Origin of the sequence: Acidovorax sp. Leaf191 (assembly GCF_001424425.1) — a bacterium.
Classification (GTDB): domain Bacteria; phylum Pseudomonadota; class Gammaproteobacteria; order Burkholderiales; family Burkholderiaceae_C; genus Acidovorax.
The window spans coordinates 594,604-610,136 of the sequence record NZ_LMPT01000012.1 but is presented as its reverse complement, the minus strand read 5'-3'; the positions used below and the strand labels follow the sequence as shown (position 1 = coordinate 610,136).

General features: G+C 65.6%; 15 protein-coding genes. 5 read left to right on the top strand and 10 right to left on the bottom strand.

What is annotated here, in order from left to right; genetic code table 11:
• Window positions 1-184 precede the first annotated feature (184 nt).
• The 5 genes from ASG27_RS11245 to ASG27_RS11225 form a co-directional block, all read right to left on the bottom strand.
• Window positions 185-913, bottom strand: coding sequence for an ABC transporter ATP-binding protein (locus ASG27_RS11245; protein WP_056416060.1), 729 nt, complete (start codon window positions 911-913; stop codon window positions 185-187).
• A 17-nt stretch (window positions 914-930) separates the two neighbouring features.
• Entirely contained in the window at window positions 931-1,713 is a 783-nt protein-coding gene (locus tag ASG27_RS11240; protein WP_056416057.1) for an ABC transporter ATP-binding protein, read from the bottom strand.
• A gap of 25 nt (window positions 1,714-1,738) precedes the next feature.
• On the bottom strand, window positions 1,739-2,815 hold the full coding sequence (locus tag ASG27_RS11235) for an ABC transporter permease subunit (RefSeq protein WP_056416393.1): 1,077 nt from the start codon (window positions 2,813-2,815) through the stop codon (window positions 1,739-1,741).
• A gap of 13 nt (window positions 2,816-2,828) precedes the next feature.
• The gene (locus ASG27_RS11230; RefSeq protein WP_056416055.1) at window positions 2,829-3,758 is read right to left on the bottom strand and encodes a branched-chain amino acid ABC transporter permease; all 930 of its coding nucleotides are present in this window, start codon (window positions 3,756-3,758) and stop codon (window positions 2,829-2,831) included.
• Between the two features lie 313 nt (window positions 3,759-4,071).
• The gene (locus ASG27_RS11225; RefSeq protein ID WP_056416052.1) at window positions 4,072-5,403 is read right to left on the bottom strand and encodes a replication-associated recombination protein A; all 1,332 of its coding nucleotides are present in this window, start codon (window positions 5,401-5,403) and stop codon (window positions 4,072-4,074) included.
• Window positions 5,404-5,620: 217 nt separating this feature from the next.
• On the opposite strand from ASG27_RS11225, the gene ASG27_RS11220 reads away from it, so the two are divergent.
• Complete coding sequence (locus ASG27_RS11220) at window positions 5,621-5,980, top strand: DUF1304 domain-containing protein (RefSeq protein WP_056161880.1); 360 nt, start codon at window positions 5,621-5,623, stop codon at window positions 5,978-5,980.
• Window positions 5,981-6,112: 132 nt separating this feature from the next.
• On the opposite strand, the gene lolA is transcribed toward ASG27_RS11220, so the two are convergent.
• The 3 genes from lolA to ASG27_RS11205 form a co-directional block, all read right to left on the bottom strand.
• On the bottom strand, window positions 6,113-6,745 hold the full coding sequence (gene lolA, locus ASG27_RS11215) for an outer membrane lipoprotein chaperone LolA (RefSeq protein ID WP_056416049.1): 633 nt from the start codon (window positions 6,743-6,745) through the stop codon (window positions 6,113-6,115).
• Between the two features lie 47 nt (window positions 6,746-6,792).
• A complete protein-coding gene (locus tag ASG27_RS11210) occupies window positions 6,793-9,132 on the bottom strand; it encodes a DNA translocase FtsK (protein WP_056416048.1) in 2,340 nt (779 codons plus the stop codon).
• A gap of 74 nt (window positions 9,133-9,206) precedes the next feature.
• On the bottom strand, window positions 9,207-9,884 hold the full coding sequence (locus ASG27_RS11205; protein WP_056416044.1) for a Crp/Fnr family transcriptional regulator: 678 nt from the start codon (window positions 9,882-9,884) through the stop codon (window positions 9,207-9,209).
• A gap of 230 nt (window positions 9,885-10,114) precedes the next feature.
• Between ASG27_RS11205 and trxB the strand changes: the two genes are divergently transcribed.
• The 3 genes from trxB to rpmG all read left to right on the top strand — a co-directional run bounded on the left by trxB (window position 10,115) and on the right by rpmG (window position 11,723).
• Window positions 10,115-11,068 (top strand): thioredoxin-disulfide reductase, encoded by a 954-nt coding sequence (trxB, locus tag ASG27_RS11200; RefSeq protein ID WP_056416041.1) that lies wholly within the window; start codon window positions 10,115-10,117, stop codon window positions 11,066-11,068.
• Window positions 11,069-11,307: 239 nt separating this feature from the next.
• Window positions 11,308-11,541 (top strand): 50S ribosomal protein L28, encoded by a 234-nt coding sequence (rpmB, locus tag ASG27_RS11195; RefSeq protein ID WP_010463481.1) that lies wholly within the window; start codon window positions 11,308-11,310, stop codon window positions 11,539-11,541.
• Between the two features lie 11 nt (window positions 11,542-11,552).
• On the top strand, window positions 11,553-11,723 hold the full coding sequence (gene rpmG, locus ASG27_RS11190) for a 50S ribosomal protein L33 (RefSeq protein ID WP_007859760.1): 171 nt from the start codon (window positions 11,553-11,555) through the stop codon (window positions 11,721-11,723).
• A 123-nt stretch (window positions 11,724-11,846) separates the two neighbouring features.
• Here the strand turns inward: rpmG and ASG27_RS11185 are convergent, their stop codons facing one another.
• Window positions 11,847-13,355 (bottom strand): aminotransferase-like domain-containing protein, encoded by a 1,509-nt coding sequence (locus tag ASG27_RS11185; RefSeq protein WP_056416038.1) that lies wholly within the window; start codon window positions 13,353-13,355, stop codon window positions 11,847-11,849.
• Between the two features lie 236 nt (window positions 13,356-13,591).
• Here ASG27_RS11185 and ASG27_RS11180 point away from each other — a divergent pair, with 236 nt between their 5' ends.
• The gene (locus ASG27_RS11180; RefSeq protein ID WP_056416035.1) at window positions 13,592-14,008 is read left to right on the top strand and encodes a hypothetical protein; all 417 of its coding nucleotides are present in this window, start codon (window positions 13,592-13,594) and stop codon (window positions 14,006-14,008) included.
• Between the two features lie 105 nt (window positions 14,009-14,113).
• On the opposite strand, the gene ASG27_RS11175 is transcribed toward ASG27_RS11180, so the two are convergent.
• On the bottom strand, window positions 14,114-15,328 hold the full coding sequence (locus tag ASG27_RS11175; RefSeq protein ID WP_056416032.1) for a DesA family fatty acid desaturase: 1,215 nt from the start codon (window positions 15,326-15,328) through the stop codon (window positions 14,114-14,116).
• Window positions 15,329-15,533: the final 205 nt, after the last annotated feature.

Below are 15,533 nucleotides of genomic sequence, written 5' to 3'. Positions count from 1 at the left end.
ATGCGGGTGATGCGGGTGCGTAGCCTGCGGTGGCGCAATGGGGGATGGCGCGGCGATCGCCCTGCCCCCCGCCCCCCAGCCCACAGGCTGACCAAAGAAAAAGCGCGGCTCGAAAGCCGCGCTTTTTTGTTGGCGTGTGCATGGACCAGCCCGCGCCGTCTCGCGCCCGGGCCACCCCTTCAGGTCACTCGCCCAGATAGGCAGCGCGCACCTTCGGATCGTTCAGCAGCGCCTGGCCGGGGCCGGTCATGGTGATGAGGCCCGATTCCATCACGTAGCCGCGGTCGGCGATCGCCAGCGCGCGGCTGGCGTTCTGCTCCACCAGCACGATGGTCACGCCCAGCGCGTACACGTCACGCACCACTTCGAAGATCTTGTCCACCATGATGGGCGACAACCCCATGGAGGGCTCGTCCAGCAGCAGCACCTTGGGCTGGCTCATCAGCGCGCGGCCCATGGCCAGCATCTGCTGCTCGCCGCCGGACATGGTGCCGGCCAACTGGTCCTTGCGCTCGCGCAGGCGTGGGAAGATGGTGAACATCTTCTCGATGTCGGCCAGGATGCCCGCCTTGTCCTTGCGGATGTAGGCGCCCATCTGCAGGTTCTCGGTGATGGTCATGCGTGCGAACACGCCGCGGCCTTCCGGCACCATCACGAGGCCTTCCTTGACGAGGTCCCAGGCGCCCTTGCCCTTGATGCTCTTGCCCAGGTACTCGATGTCGCCATCGTTCATGCCCAGGGTGCCGGTGATGGACTTCATGGTGGTGGTCTTGCCGGCGCCGTTGGAGCCGATGAGCGACACCAGTTCGCCCTCACGCACTTCGAAGTCCACGCCCTTGACGGCCTGGATACCGCCGTAGGCCACCTTCAGGCCCTTGACCTGCAATAAAACTTTGTTGGATTTGTCGGCCATTTGTTGTGTCCTGTCCTTCAGTGCCCGCCGGTGCCCAGATAGGCCTCGATCACTTTTTCGTTCTTCTGCACTTCGGCAGGGTTGCCTTCGGCAATCTGCTTGCCGTAGTCGAGCACCGTCACGCGGTCGCACAAGCCCATGACCAGCTTCACGTCGTGCTCGATGAGCAAGATGGTGCGGTTGTCATTGCGGATGCGGTCGATGAGTTCGCGCAGCTGCACCTTCTCGGTGGCGTTCATGCCGGCGGCGGGCTCGTCCAGCGCGATGAGCTGGGGGTCGGTGGCCAGGGCGCGGGCGATCTCCAGGCGGCGCTGGTCGCCGTAGCTCAAGGTGCGCGCCTTGTAGTCGGCGAACTTGCCGATGCCCACGTAGTCCAGCAATTCCTGCGCGCGACGGCGGATGGCGGCTTCTTCTTCCTTGAAGCCCTTGGTGCGGAACACCGCCCCCACCAGGCCGGACTTGGTGCGGATGTGGCGGCCCACCATCACGTTCTCCAGCGCGGTCATTTCAGCGAACAGGCGGATGTTCTGGAACGTGCGGGCAATGCCCGCCTTGGCCACTTCATGCACCGCCGTGGGCTCGTAGGGCTTGCCGGCCAGCTCGAACGTGCCCGCGTCGGGGGTGTACAGGCCGGTGATCACGTTGAAGAACGTGGTCTTGCCGGCGCCGTTGGGGCCGATCAGGCCATAGACCTGGCCGCGCTGGATGGTGATGCCCACATCGGACAGGGCCTGCAGGCCGCCGAACCGCTTGGAGATACCGGCGACCTTCAGCACCACTTCGTTGGATTTCTCTGTCATTGCTAACTTTCGGTGGTGTTCGGCTTCAGGTCTTCTGCGTCAGGCTCTTGCCGTGCTCGGGCGAAGGCCACAGGCCGCGGGGGCGCAGCAGCATGATGATGATCATGGCCAGGGCGATCAGCAGCTGGCGCAGGATGGCCGAGTCCAGACGGCCGTCCGTCATGGCCTGCAGCGGGCCGGCGACGTAGCGCAGCACCTCGGGCAGCGCCGACAACAGCACCGCACCCAGGATCACGCCGGGGATGTGGCCGATACCGCCCAGCACCACCATGGCGACGATCATGACCGACTCCATCAGGCTGAACGACTCGGGCGAGACGAAGCCCTGGAAGGCACCGAACATCGCTCCCGACACGCCGCCGAACGATGCGCCCATGGCAAACGCCAGCAGCTTCATGTTGCGGGTGTTGATGCCCATGGCCTTGGCGGCGATTTCGTCTTCGCGGATGGCCATCCAGGCGCGGCCGACGCGCGAGTCCTGCAGGCGGTAGCAGATGATCACCGAGATCACCACCAGCACCAGGAACAGGTAGTAGTACAGCGTGACGGAGTTGATGTCGAAGCCGAACACCTCCAGCCGCTTGCCCAGGTCCAGGCCGAAGATCTTGACCGAGTCGATCTGGCCCAGGCCCTTGGGGCCGTTGGTCAGGTTGACGGGGTGGTCCAGGTTGTTCAGGAAGATGCGGATGATTTCGCCGAAGCCCAGCGTCACGATGGCCAGGTAATCACCGCGCAGCTTCAGCGTCGGCGCCCCTAAAAGCGCCCCGAAGAACGCCGCCAGCAATGCCGCCACCGGTATGACCAGCCACAGCGAGGTGTGCAGCCCGTTCGGGAACATCGCAGCGAAGGCGGCGAAGGTATCGGCCAGGTGCGGCGACGCCATCAGCGCGAACAGATAGGCGCCCACGGCGTAGAAGGCGACGTAGCCCAGGTCGAGCAGGCCGGCGTAGCCGACGACGATGTTCAGGCCCAGGGCCAGCATCACGTACAGCAGTGCCAGGTCGGCAATGCGCACCCAGGCGTTGCCGAAGAATTGCAGGATCAGCGGCAGCACCAGCAGCGCGATCGCGCCGAGGATCCAGTGGGTCTTGGTGTTCTTCATGGTGTGGTGCTCCTCAGGCTCGGTCCGCCACACGCTCACCCAGCAGGCCCGAAGGGCGCAGCGTCAGGATGATGATGAGCACGATGAACGCAAAGATGTCGGTGTAATGGCTGCCCAGCAGGCCGCCCGTGAGCGTGCCGATGTAGCCCGAGCCGATGGCTTCGATGAGGCCCAGCAAGATGCCGCCCACCACTGCGCCGGCCAGGTTGCCGATGCCGCCGAACACGGCCGCCGTGAAGGCCTTGAGACCTGGCAGGAAGCCCATGGTGTGCTGCGCCGTGCCGTAGTTGGACGCATACATGATGCCGGCGATGGCCGCCAGGATGGCGCCGATGATGAAGGTGGCAGAAATCACCATGTCGGGCTTGACGCCCATCAGGGACGCCACGCGGGGGTTCTCAGCGGTGGCGCGCATCGCGCGGCCCAGGTTGGTGTGGTTCACCAGGTAGACCAGAGACGCCAGGGACACTGCCGTCACGCCCAGGATGAGGATCTGCGTGGGGGTGATGAACGCGCCACCGATCTGGAACGGCGAGCTGGGCAGCAGCGTGGGATAGGGCTTGTAGTTGGGCTTCCAGATGATCATCGCCAGCGTCTGCAGCAGGATCGACATGCCGATGGCGGTGATCAGGGGGGCCAGGCGCGGGCTGCTGCGCAGCGGGCGGTAGGCAACCTTTTCGATCGTGAAGTTCAGCGTGGCAGCCACCACGCACGCAATGACCGTGGCCAGCAGCAGGATGACCCAGCCAGGGGCGCCGGGCATGGCGCCCTGCATCATCCCTATACAGCTCCAGCTGGTGAGTGCACCGATCATCAGCACTTCGCCGTGGGCGAAATTGATCAGTTGAATAATGCCGTACACCATGGTGTAGCCCAAGGCTATCAAGGCGTACATGCTGCCGAGAACCAGACCGTTGATGATCTGTTGCAGCAAAATGTCCATAAGAGAAGTCCTTCGTTTGTGACGTACCCACCGCTTTGGCACCGGAATCGGTACAGCCTTGTGGGCCCGACTGCCATCTAGCAAAAAACCCGCCAGAAATGCAGCTGTGCGGGTTTGTGGACGGGATTGTAGCGAGTAGTCACAAGCGGCCCCCACCAAGCCGGGCGGGGTTTTCCCTCGGGTTTAGGCCCCATCAGCGCGGAACGCGATTCATAAGCCTAGATGATGCAAGCAGGAATATTGATGTGCAAACTTATTACCAGCGCAATGCAAAATCAGCATAACCCGGCATAAAGTGCCGTGCTGCATTGCATCAGGCGTCGTCGTCCATCCCGCCAGAAGCATCGGCCGAGGCATTGCGGTCGCGCAGCGCACGCAGTTTCTGTGCAATCTTGATTTCGAGCCCGCGCTCCACCGGCTGGTAGAAACCGGGCTCGGGCATGCCCTCGGGCAGGTAGTTTTCGCCCGCGGCGAAGCCGCCCTCCTCGTCGTGCGCGTAGCGGTACCCCTTGCCGTAATCGAGCTCTTTCATGAGCTTGGTCGGTGCATTGCGCAGGTGCATGGGCACCGGGCGGGTGCCGTCCTTCTTGACCCAGGCGCGGGCGGCGTTGTAGGCCTTGTAGACCGCGTTCGACTTGGGCGCCACGGCCAGGTACACCACGCACTCGGCCAGCGCCAGCTCGCCCTCGGGCGTGCCCAGGCGTTCATACACTTCGGCAGCATCGAGCGCCAGGCGCAGCGCACGCGGGTCGGCCAGGCCGATGTCCTCGCTGGCCATGCGCACCAGGCGGCGGGCCATGTAGCGCGGGTCGGCGCCGCCATCGAGCATGCGCACCAGCCAGTACAGCGCGGCGTCGGGGTCGGAGCCGCGCACAGACTTGTGCAGCGCGCTGATGGTGTCGTAGAACTGCTCGCCGCCCTTGTCGTAGCGGCGCATGCGCTCGCCCAACACCTTGAGCAGCCAGGCGTCGGTGATCTCGGTGAGCTTCTCTTGCGTGGCCGCCATGGCCAGCGTCTCCAGGGTGTTGAGCAGCCGGCGCGCGTCGCCGTCGGCGTAGGCCACCAGGCGATCGATTGCTACATCTTCGATAGCAGGCAGCGCTTTCTCCGATTGCGCCAGGGCCACGATTTTCTTCAGATCGTCTTCCGACAAGGGCTGCAGCACGTACACGGCGGCGCGCGACAGCAGTGCCGAGTTGACTTCAAAAGACGGGTTCTCGGTGGTGGCGCCGATGAAGGTGAAGAGGCCGGATTCGACGTGCGGCAGGAAGGCGTCCTGCTGGCTTTTGTTGAAGCGGTGCACTTCGTCGACGAACACGATGGTGCGCTGCTGCATCAGTCCGTCGCGCGCCAGTTCGGCCCGCTCCACTGCTTCGCGGATGTCCTTGACCCCGCCCAGCACCGCGCTGATGCTGATGAACTGCGCATCGAAGGCATCGGCCATGAGCCGCGCGATGGTGGTCTTGCCCACGCCCGGCGGCCCCCACAGGATGCAGCTGTGGGGCCGGCCCGACTCGAACGCCAGCCGCAGCGGCATGCCGGGGCCCAGCACATGCTGCTGGCCGATGACATCGCCCAGGGTGCGCGGGCGCAGGCGTTCGGCCAGAGGCTGGTGCATGGGGGACGAAGAGGTCGCGACGGTCATGCACCGATTCCAACACATCCCACCCTGCCCATTCGTCAGAGCGGGCATGCGCGGCACGTCGGCTTCAGCCTGACCGGCCGGCAGCCACAACAGCACCTGGCAAGCGGCTGTGCCAGGGGTGCGCGCAGCTCGACGACCCAAGGTGACAGACACCGCGCGGCGGCAGCGTCTAGTATCTGGGCCTCGGTCCACACCCCCTATCCGGAGCCTGTCCACCATGTCCCTTGCCGCCAATATCGTCGTCGGTCTGATCGGCGTCCTGCACGTCTACATCCTCGTGCTCGAGATGTTCCTGTGGGACAAACCCGCTGGCCGCAAGGCCTTCGGCCAGTCGCGTGAACAGGCCGCAGCCACCAAGGTGCTGGCGGCCAACCAGGGCCTGTACAACGGTTTTCTGGCGGCGGGCTTGTTCTGGGGCCTGTACCTGGGCGACGCCGCCGGGCTGGGCGTGAAGGTGTTCTTCCTGCTGTGCGTGCTGGTCGCCGGGCTGTACGGCGCAGCCACCGCCAGCCGGAAGATTCTGTTCATCCAGTCGGTTCCAGCGGCCATCGGCCTCGCACTTCTGTTGCTGGCCTGACTGGTCTGCCCGCGAGGCGCAGGTTCGGCACCGGCAGGCGCTGGCCCGCTAAAATTGCGCCCAAACAGGCGCTACCGCTTTTCCAATGTACCCTGGCAGCTATCCTTTCGATAGCATTTCGAACACAGAGAGTTACTGCTTAACCACATCCGCCCCAGCGGGTGGCTTGAACTGGAATGTGCCCGCTGGCAGGGCCGCATTGGCCTGCATGCCGTTGAAGCGGATCAGCGAGCGCTGACCGAAGCTGTCCAGGATGTCCAGGGCCGCCAGTTGCTCGCTGGCAAAGCCCACGCGCACACTCTTGAGCTGGCCGTCCTTGGACTTGGGCGTGGCCAGCACCCACTGCAGGCCGTCCTGGTCCGGGGCGTTTTCCAGCGTGAACTCGGCCTTGAGCGCCGACAAATCCGGCGCCGACGCCAGCAGCGCTGCGGGCGTGGTGCCCAGCGCCTGCGCCTGGGCACGCTGCGTGACCTGGTTCAGGTCCACGTCATAGAGCCACAGTGTCTGCCCGTCGGCCACGATGGTCTGCTCGAAAGGCTTCTTGTAGACGAACTTGAAGCGGTTCGGGCGCTGGAATTCGAAGCTGCCGCTCGACTGCTTGGTGCGGGCGGCCTGGCCATCCTTGGGCGGCGACGTCACGGTCTGCGTGAAATCGGCCTTGCCCGTCTGGCTGCCCTTCATGAACGACTCCAGGTTCTTCAGGCCGTCGGCGCTCGCTGCGCTTGCGGCAGCAGCTATCAAAATTGCAGTAGCGATCTTTTTCAACAGTAACTCCTGGGAGGTGCAGGCCCGCTTTGCGCCAGGCCTGCCATTCATTCGCTGCGGTTGGGCACCAGCACTTCGCGCTGGCCGCTGGCGGTGAGCCCACTGACGAGACCGGCTTTTTCCATGTCTTCCAGCAGCCGCGCCGAGCGGTTATAGCCGATGCGCAGCTTGCGCTGCACGTACGAGATGCTCGCCTTGCGGTCCTTGAGCACCACTTCGACGGCCTGGTCGTACATGGGATCCTTCTCGCCCCCATCGCCACTGCCGCCGTCTCCTGACAGATCGCCGTCACCGTCCACAGTTCCGCCTTCCAGCACGCCTTCTATGTAGTCCGGCTCCCCTTGCTGCTTGAGGTAGCTGACGACACGGTGTACTTCCTCGTCCGACACGAAGGCGCCGTGCACCCGGATCGGCAGGCCCGTGCCGCTGGCCATGTAGAGCATGTCGCCCATGCCCAGCAGGGCTTCGGCGCCCATCTGGTCGAGGATGGTGCGGCTGTCGATCTTGGAGCCGACCGAGAACGCGATGCGGGTGGGAATGTTGGCCTTGATCAGGCCCGTGATCACATCCACGCTGGGGCGCTGCGTGGCCAAAATCAAATGGATGCCGGCGGCCCGCGCCTTTTGCGCCAGCCGGGCGATCAGCTCTTCGATCTTCTTGCCCACCACCATCATCAGGTCGGCCAGCTCGTCGATGATGACCACGATGTGCGGCAGGCGCTGCAGCGGCTCGGGCTCCTCGGGCGTCAGGCTGAAGGGGTTGTAGATGAACTCCTCGCGCGCCTTGGCCTCGTCGATCTTGACGTTGTAGCCCGCCAGGTTGCGCACGCCCAGCTTCGACATGAGCTTGTAGCGCCGCTCCATCTCGGCCACGCACCAGTTCAGGCCATGCGCCGCCTGCTTCATGTCGGTGACCACGGGCGCCAGCAGGTGCGGGATGCCTTCGTAGACCGACATTTCCAGCATCTTGGGGTCGATCATCAGCAGGCGCACGTCGCGCGCCTCGGCCTTGTACAAGAGCGACAGGATCATCGCGTTGATACCCACCGACTTGCCCGAACCGGTCGTCCCGGCCACCAGCACGTGCGGCATCTTGGCGAGGTCTGCCACCACCGGGTTGCCCACGATGTCCTTGCCCAGGCCCATGGTGAGCATGCTCTTGGCCTCGTGGTAGACCTGCGAGCCGAGAATCTCGGACAGGCGGATCGACTGGCGCTTGGCGTTGGGCAGCTCCAGCGCCATGAAGTTCTTGCCCGGGATGGTCTCCACCACGCGGATGGACACCAGGCTCAGCGAACGCGCCAGGTCCTTGGCCAGGCCGACGATCTGCGAGCCCTTCACACCCGTGGCGGGCTCGATCTCGTAGCGCGTGATCACCGGGCCGGGCATGGCCGCCACCACGCGCACCTCCACGCCAAAGTCCTTGAGCTTTTTCTCGATGAGGCGGCTGGTCATCTCCAGCGTCTCGGGCGCCACGGTTTCCTGGCGCTGCTGGGGGCCGTCGAGCAGGTCCACCAGCGGCAGCTTGCTGTCGGGCATTTCGGTGAACAGGGGCTTCTGGCGCTCTTTCACCACCCGGGTGCTTTGCGGCACATCCACCAGGATGGGCTCGATGATCTGGATGGGCTCAGGGTGGTGCACCTCGCTCTCGGTGCGCTCTTCCAGCACCACCACAGCGCGCTCGCGGGCCGCCTTGCGCCCCACCGCCACGTCCTTGGCGACCTCGCGCTTGGCCAGGCGCGACTGCACCAACGAATCGATGCGCGAACCCAGCACCTCGGCCACATGCCCCCAAGAAAAGCGAAACACCAGCGCCGCACCCAGCACCGCCAGCACGATCGACAGCAGGGCCGAGCCGGTATAGCCCAGCCACTTCACGCTGGCAGGACCGGTCACATAGCCCAGCACCCCACCGGCATGCCCACCCGGCAGCAGGGATTCAAAGCGGTACAGGCGCGACCACTCCAGCGCAGTGCTGGCGCACATCAGCAGCACCAGGCCGCCCCAGAACAGCACACGGCGCTGCATGGGGCTGGCGGCACCCGGCACCTGCTCGCCTCCGCGCATCCAGCGCGCCAGCGACGACAGCCAGGCGCGCACGCCCGCCGCCACGCACCACCATACGGAGAAGCCGAGCGCGAAGTAGCTGCCATCGGCCAGCCAGGCGCCAAACCGGCCCGCCCAGTTGGCCACCATGCGGACGTCCCGCGCGCCGGAATTGGAAAAAGCCGCGTCCTGCGCGGAGTAGCTCACCAGCGCCAGCAGCCAGAAAACCAGGGCCAGCAGGCCCACCATCAGGCCGATCTCATGGCCGAAACGGGCGGCGCCCGTGCGTGGCGGCGACTTGGCCGCGGACGATGCGTTCAGGGTATTGAGGGAATAGGTCATATGCGTGCCGAGCGAGCTTACCCCAAGCACTGGCGGCAACGCTTGACCGGCGCCAGCCGACAGTGCCGGTGCTGTCACCCCAGCGCGTTCAGCCGGTCCTTGAGCAGCGTCGCGCCGCCGGGCTGCGCCTCGATGAAGCCGCGCTCTTCCAGGTCCTTCATCACGCGGCTGACCATCTCGCGGGAGGCGCCCACCATCTTGGCCAGATCCTGGCGAGAGATCTTGTCCTTGATGATCAGCTGGCCCTGGGCATCGGGCGTGGCGAAATCGAGGAGCGCGTGGGCCACGCGGCCGTACACGTCCAGCAGGGCCAGCGACTCGATCTTGCGGTCGGCGTGGCGCAGGCGCTTGACCAGGCCACGCATGACCACCAGCGACATCGAGGCGTTCTCGGTGAGGCAGCGGGCAAACTCGGTGCGGCCGAGCATCAGCACGTCGGTCTGCACCTCGGCGCGCACGGTGGCCGAGTGGGGCTCGTTGTCGATGATGCTCATCTCGCCCAGGTAATCGCCCGGCGACAGGGTGGCCAGGATCACCTCGCGGCCGCGGCTGTCGGAGGTCATGACCCGGGCGCGCCCGGTGAGCAGGATGAACAGCGCGTCGGACTTGTGCCCCTGCTCGACCAGGGTCTCACCGCGCTTGAAGCGGCGCTTGATGACCGCGCCGCTGATCACCTCGGCCTGCGTCACGGTGAGCAGCGAGAACAGGGGCACCCGGCGCAGGAGGTCCAGGTTGGACAGCATCGTCGACATAAAAAGCTTCTCCTCTCGATGTGGCATGCACTTTCACGGACCCGTGAAGACCTGGCGCACAGGGTGCGCTTGCACCGGCTCCGCAACGGGACATCCATCGGTTCTTACAATCGCCGTGATTGAATTTGGAGCGGCGTGCGGAGACCCCGAGCGGTTGATACTTGGCGCCCCATCCCCCAGCTTTCCCCAACAGCGCCCCGTGTAGCGGGCGCAAAACACAGGCTTTTACCATGTCCACCACCCAACACGCGAAAGTTCTGATTCTCGGCTCCGGGCCTGCAGGCTACACGGCAGCCGTCTATGCGGCGCGCGCCAACCTGAATCCGGTTCTGATCACCGGCATGGCCCAGGGCGGCCAGCTGATGACCACGACCGAGGTGGACAACTGGCCTGCCGACGTGCACGGCGTGCAGGGCCCCGAGCTGATGCAGCGCTTTCTGGAGCACGCAGAGCGCTTCAAGACCCAGGTGATCTTCGACCACATCAACAAGGTCGACTTCAGCCAGCGCCCCTTCACCCTCACGGGCGACAGCGGCACCTACACCTGCGACGCGCTGATCCTGGCCACGGGTGCATCGGCCAAGTACCTGGGCCTGCCGTCGGAAGAAGCCTTCATGGGCAAGGGCGTGTCGGGCTGCGCCACCTGCGACGGTTTCTTCTACCGCGAGCAGGACGTCTGCGTGGTCGGCGGCGGCAACACCGCTGTCGAAGAGGCGCTGTACCTCTCGAACATCGCCCGCAAGGTCACCCTGGTGCACCGCCGCGACAAGTTCAAGGCCGAGCCCATCCTGGTGGACAAGCTCAACGAGAAGGTCGCCGCCGGCAAGATCGAGCTCAAGCTCTTCAACACCCTGGACGAAGTGCTCGGCGACCAGACCGGCGTGACCGGCATCCGCATCAAGAGCACTAAGGACGGCAGCACCGAGGACATCCAGCTGCAGGGCTGCTTCATCGCCATCGGCCACGCGCCCAACACCGAGATCTTCCAGGGCCAGCTGCAGATGGAAAACGGCTACATCATCACCCAGGGCGGCCTCAAGGGGTTTGCCACGCAGACCAGCGTGCCGGGGGTGTTTGCCGCGGGCGACGTGCAGGACCATGTGTACCGCCAGGCCATCACCAGCGCCGGCACGGGCTGCATGGCCGCCCTCGACGCCCAGCGCTTCCTCGAACAGGAAGGCTGATCGGGCCCCCGCCTCCCGGCGGGGCTTTTTTGCCTGAATTGGGCCCGAGGCGACAGAAACCGGGCTTCAGGCTATAATCCGTGGCTTTGCTGAATTCAGCTACGCCTTCGCGCGGCAGTTCGAGCAGCAAAATCGGGTTACCGCCACCCTTTCTGGCGAGGTGAGGCCGCCAGCGAGCCCTCGGCAAGGATTGCCCAGGGCGCCCGCAAACGGCCGTTAAAAAGTATCGGAGTGTCCTCATGGCACGCGTCTGCGACGTAACGGGCAAGAAGCCCATGACGGGGAACAATGTTTCCCACGCCAACAACAAAACCAAGCGCCGGTTCCTGCCGAACCTGCAATACCGCCGTTTCTGGGTCGAGACCGAAAACCGCTGGGTTCGCCTGCGCGTTTCGAGCGCTGCCCTGCGTTTGATCGACAAGAACGGTATCGACTCGGTGCTCGCAGACCTGCGCGCACGTGGTCAAGCCTAAGGAGAAGCACCATGGCAAGCAAAGGCGGACGCGACAAGATCAAGCTGGAATCCACTGCGGGTACCGGTCACTTCTACACCACGACCAAGAACAAGAAGACGATGCCCGAGAAGATGCTGATCATGAAATTTGATCCCAAGGCTCGCAAGCACGTCGAGTACAAGGAAATCAAGCTGAAGTAATTCGGCTGGATCCCTTCAAAAAACCGCCCTTTTCAGGGCGGTTTTTTTATGGCCGCTTCGCCGCCTGCAACATGCGGTCTGGTGGTGGGCCCTGCCGCCTCGCCCCGCCTCACTGCTGTCCGCTTACGCCGCCCTGCGCACAGCAGCAGGCTGCTCTGCCAGTTGCGCGGCCATCAGGGCGCCCAGCGTGCGGTAGCCCGCCTCCACCTGCGCCGTGAAGGGCATGCCGCAGCTCAGCCGCAAAAAGTGCTCGTACCGCCCGGTGTTGGAGAACATAGGCCCCGGCGCAACGCGGATGCCGTTGTGCAGTGCGTCGTCATACAGCCGCGTGGACGATATGCCCTGCGGCAGCTCCAGCCACAGGCTCAGCCCGCCCGGAGGCAAACTCAGGCGGGTGCCCGCCGGAAAGTAGCGGGCCACGGCCCGGGCGGCCTGCTCGCGCTGGATGCGCAGTTGCGCCCGCATGCGGCGCATGTGGCGCTCGTAGGCGGGCGAATCCACGCTGCGCGCAGCCAGCAGCTGCGACCAGGTCTGCATGTTGCGCGTGCGGGCGAACTTGATCATCTGCACGCGGGCCTGCCAGCGCCCCGCGCTCATCCAGCCCTGGCGCAGGCCGGGCGCAAAACTCTTGCTGAGCGATGCGCAATAGATCACCTGCCCTGCATCGCCCTGCCGGTCCCAGGCCTTGGCGGGCCGCAGCACGTGCGGCGACTCAACGAACTCCCGGTAGATATCGTCCTCGATAAGGGCCATGCCGTATTCCACGCACAGCGCCACCAGGCGCTCCTTGTGCGCATCGGGCATCACGCTGCCCTGCGGCATCTGCAGGTGGGGCACCACCACCACGCCCTTGAGCCGGGGCTCGTTGCGCGCGGCCAGCTCCAGGGCTTCGAGCGACATGCCGGTGTGCGGGCTGCAGGGGATCTCCAGCGCGCGCAGCCCCCGCACCTCGATGGCCTGCAGGATGCCGAAGAAGGTGGGCGATTCGACCGCGATCACGTCGCCCGGCTCGGCCACGGCATCCAGCGCCAGGTTCACCGCCTCAGAATTGCCCAGCGTTGCGCCGATGTCGCCCGGCGCAATGCACACGCCGAAGGTCAGCGCATGCCGCGCCATGGCCTGCTGAAAGTCCGGGTGGGTGGTGGGCGCCGACGGGCCGTACACCAGGATGTCCGGTTGCTCGCGCAGCAGGCCATGGGCCAGGCGGTTGAGCGCAGCGGAATCGAACAGGCTCGGCGCGGGCATGGCACTGCCCAGGTCCAGCGGCAGCGGGCCTGCCCGGCGGGCTTTTTCGAGAAAGCCGGAAATGCGCTCGTTGATGCCTGCGAACACCCGCGGGTCGTGGGCCAAGGGCTCGTGCAGTTCGGGCTCGCGCGCACGGGGCAATGCCAGGTCCCCCGGCTCCCGCACGAAGTAGCCCACCCGCTCGCGTGCCTCGACGCAGCCGAGCGACTCGAGGTGGCGCAGCACCTGCAGCGCCGTGGTCAGGCTGACCTGGTGCCGCTGACACAACTCCCGCACCGACGGCATGCGCATGCCGGGCGTCAGGCTGCCGGCGGCGATGGCCTGTTCGTACAACGCCGCCAGTTGGCGGTAGAGCGGGGCATCCCGCGAATCGGTGGAAGGTGGCATGGCGGGTAAGGGGTGCTGCTGCCGAGCCGTGGCGCGGGCCCTGCAGCCGGTCAGTGCATCGTGCCCGAGCCCTCTCTGCGATAACAGATACAGGAAGGCGCAGACAGGACCATAACAGCATGCCGGCAATCGCTGCTGTTCTACCTGCTACGGCACAGCCGTGTACCTGTTCCGGTGGGGCTGATTTTTCTACGCTACAGCCTCACTGCCGCCACTTTCTTCAGGAGCACCGCACCATGCCACAGCACCCCACTCCACCCGCCACACCATGCACCAGCCCAGCGGCCGCAGTCACCCTGGGCCTCACCCCCGGCCAGAGCCTGTGGCTGTGCCTGCCGCCCGGCAGCGTGCTGCACGCCACCCAGGGCGAGGTGTCGCTTCGGTTCGCGCCACGAGACTGCGGGCACGCGTTGCACACCCCGCCCCAGGCCCGCCTGGGGGCGGGCGAACATCTGGCAGGCGGCGGGGCCACCCAGGCCGCCTGGGTGCAGGTGGCCAACGCCCTGCACTGCCGCGCAGAGATCCAGGTGATCGAACGCACGCCCGCACCCGGGCTTTGGCGCCAGGCGCGGCACCTGCTGCGCACAGCCCTGGCAGGCCGCGATGAAACGGCGCAGGACCACACCTTCGGCAACGTGCCCGCGCTGCGATAGCCGCCGGTCATCCCTCCCTCACGCATCGCTCAGCGCTTGTGGTGCGCGGCCAAAGAAAAAGGCCTTGCCGAATGGCAAGGCCTTGAGCACGGGGCACGGGCTGGGTCAGGCCTGTGCAGCACGCAGCCGCAGCGAGAACTCGCGCAGCGCGGCGATGCCGCTTTCTTCCGCGCGGCGGCACCAGGCCTGCAGGTCGGCCGTCAGTTGCTCGCGCGACTGCGACGTGTTCAGCCACAGCTGGCGCAGCTCTTCGCGCATGGTGACCATCTTGTCCAGCGCCGGGTGGGCAGCGCGCGCCTGGGCCAGTTGCGGCAGAGCGCCCGCGGGCACCTTCTCGGAATCGCGGTGCAGCCAACGCTTGGCGGCGGTCAGTACGGAGACATCCGCCTGGCGGGCCTTGAGCGCCGCGATCTCTTCCTTGCAGGCCTGGCGCACGCCGCGGGCGTAGCCGGCCATCACCTCGTAGCGGTTGGCGATCAGGGCCTCCAGCGTCTTTTCATCGGCCACGGGCTTCACGTCGCCCAGCTGCAGCTTGGGCGGCACCTTCTTCACGGTGGCCCAGCCCACTTTCTGCATCAGGCTGATGTAGACCCAGCCGATGTCGAACTCGTACGGCTTGACCGAGAACTTGGCCGACGTGGGATAGGTGTGGTGGTTGTTGTGCAGCTCTTCGCCGCCGATAATCACGCCCCAGGGCGAGAGGTTGGTGCTGGCGTCCTGCGCCTCGAAGTTGCGGTAGCCCCAGTAGTGGCCCACACCGTTGACCACACCGGCCGCCCAGAACGGGATCCACAGCATCTGCACGGCCCAGACGGCGGCGCCCACCGCGCCGAACAGCGCGAGGTTGAGCACCAGCATCAGGCCCACGCCCTGCCAGCCAAAGCGGGTGTAGACGTTGCGCTCCATCCAGTCATCGGGCGTGCCGTGGCCGAACTTCTTCATGGTCTCCAGGTTCTTCGACTCCGCACGGTACAGCTCGGCGCCGCGCCACATCACGGTATCGAGGCCGCGCGTCTGCGGGCTGTGCGGGTCGTCCACGGTTTCGCACTTGGCGTGGTGCTTGCGGTGGATGGCGACCCACTCCTTGGTCACCATGCCGGTGCCAAGCCACAGCCAGAAGCGAAAGAAGTGCGACGGGATCGCATGCAGGTCCACCGAGCGGTGTGCCTGCGAGCGGTGCAGGAAGATCGTCACGGCCGCGATGGTGATGTGCGTCGTCGCCAGCGTGTAGAGCACGATCTCCCACCAGGCCAGATCCCACAGCCCGTGGCCCAGCCAATCGATGGCCGCGTTCAGCACAGCCCAGTCGGGTAACAGCATATTCAAAAAAACCTTGTACAAAACACCCGGGCACCAGCGGCGGCGGGACTGTCAATTTTAAAGCGCGGACCCCATTCGGGACTGCAGGTTATCCACAGTAGCCAGAGTGACTTGGCCCCTGCGTCGCCTTCACGACAACGCCGTGCAAGCCCTGTGCCAGAAAGGCTGCGCGACACGGCAAAACCGCAGCTCCCACGCCCGTTTC

Bases quoted from the DNA above. Each gene is read 5' to 3' on its own strand.
- ASG27_RS11245 (WP_056416060.1), bottom strand. From the start codon at position 913: ATGGCCGACAAATCCAACAAAGTTTTATTGCAGGTCAAGGGCCTGAAG.
- ASG27_RS11240 (WP_056416057.1), bottom strand. From the start codon at position 1,713: ATGACAGAGAAATCCAACGAAGTGGTGCTGAAGGTCGCCGGTATCTCC.
- ASG27_RS11235 (WP_056416393.1), bottom strand. From the start codon at position 2,815: ATGAAGAACACCAAGACCCACTGGATCCTCGGCGCGATCGCGCTGCTG.
- ASG27_RS11230 (WP_056416055.1), bottom strand. From the start codon at position 3,758: ATGGACATTTTGCTGCAACAGATCATCAACGGTCTGGTTCTCGGCAGC.
- ASG27_RS11225 (WP_056416052.1), bottom strand. From the start codon at position 5,403: ATGACCGTCGCGACCTCTTCGTCCCCCATGCACCAGCCTCTGGCCGAA.
- ASG27_RS11220 (WP_056161880.1), top strand. From the start codon at position 5,621: ATGTCCCTTGCCGCCAATATCGTCGTCGGTCTGATCGGCGTCCTGCAC.
- ASG27_RS11210 (WP_056416048.1), bottom strand. From the start codon at position 9,132: ATGACCTATTCCCTCAATACCCTGAACGCATCGTCCGCGGCCAAGTCG.
- ASG27_RS11205 (WP_056416044.1), bottom strand. From the start codon at position 9,884: ATGTCGACGATGCTGTCCAACCTGGACCTCCTGCGCCGGGTGCCCCTG.
- trxB (WP_056416041.1), top strand. From the start codon at position 10,115: ATGTCCACCACCCAACACGCGAAAGTTCTGATTCTCGGCTCCGGGCCT.
- rpmB (WP_010463481.1), top strand. From the start codon at position 11,308: ATGGCACGCGTCTGCGACGTAACGGGCAAGAAGCCCATGACGGGGAAC.
- rpmG (WP_007859760.1), top strand. From the start codon at position 11,553: ATGGCAAGCAAAGGCGGACGCGACAAGATCAAGCTGGAATCCACTGCG.
- ASG27_RS11185 (WP_056416038.1), bottom strand. From the start codon at position 13,355: ATGCCACCTTCCACCGATTCGCGGGATGCCCCGCTCTACCGCCAACTG.
- ASG27_RS11180 (WP_056416035.1), top strand. From the start codon at position 13,592: ATGCCACAGCACCCCACTCCACCCGCCACACCATGCACCAGCCCAGCG.
- ASG27_RS11175 (WP_056416032.1), bottom strand. From the start codon at position 15,328: ATGCTGTTACCCGACTGGGCTGTGCTGAACGCGGCCATCGATTGGCTG.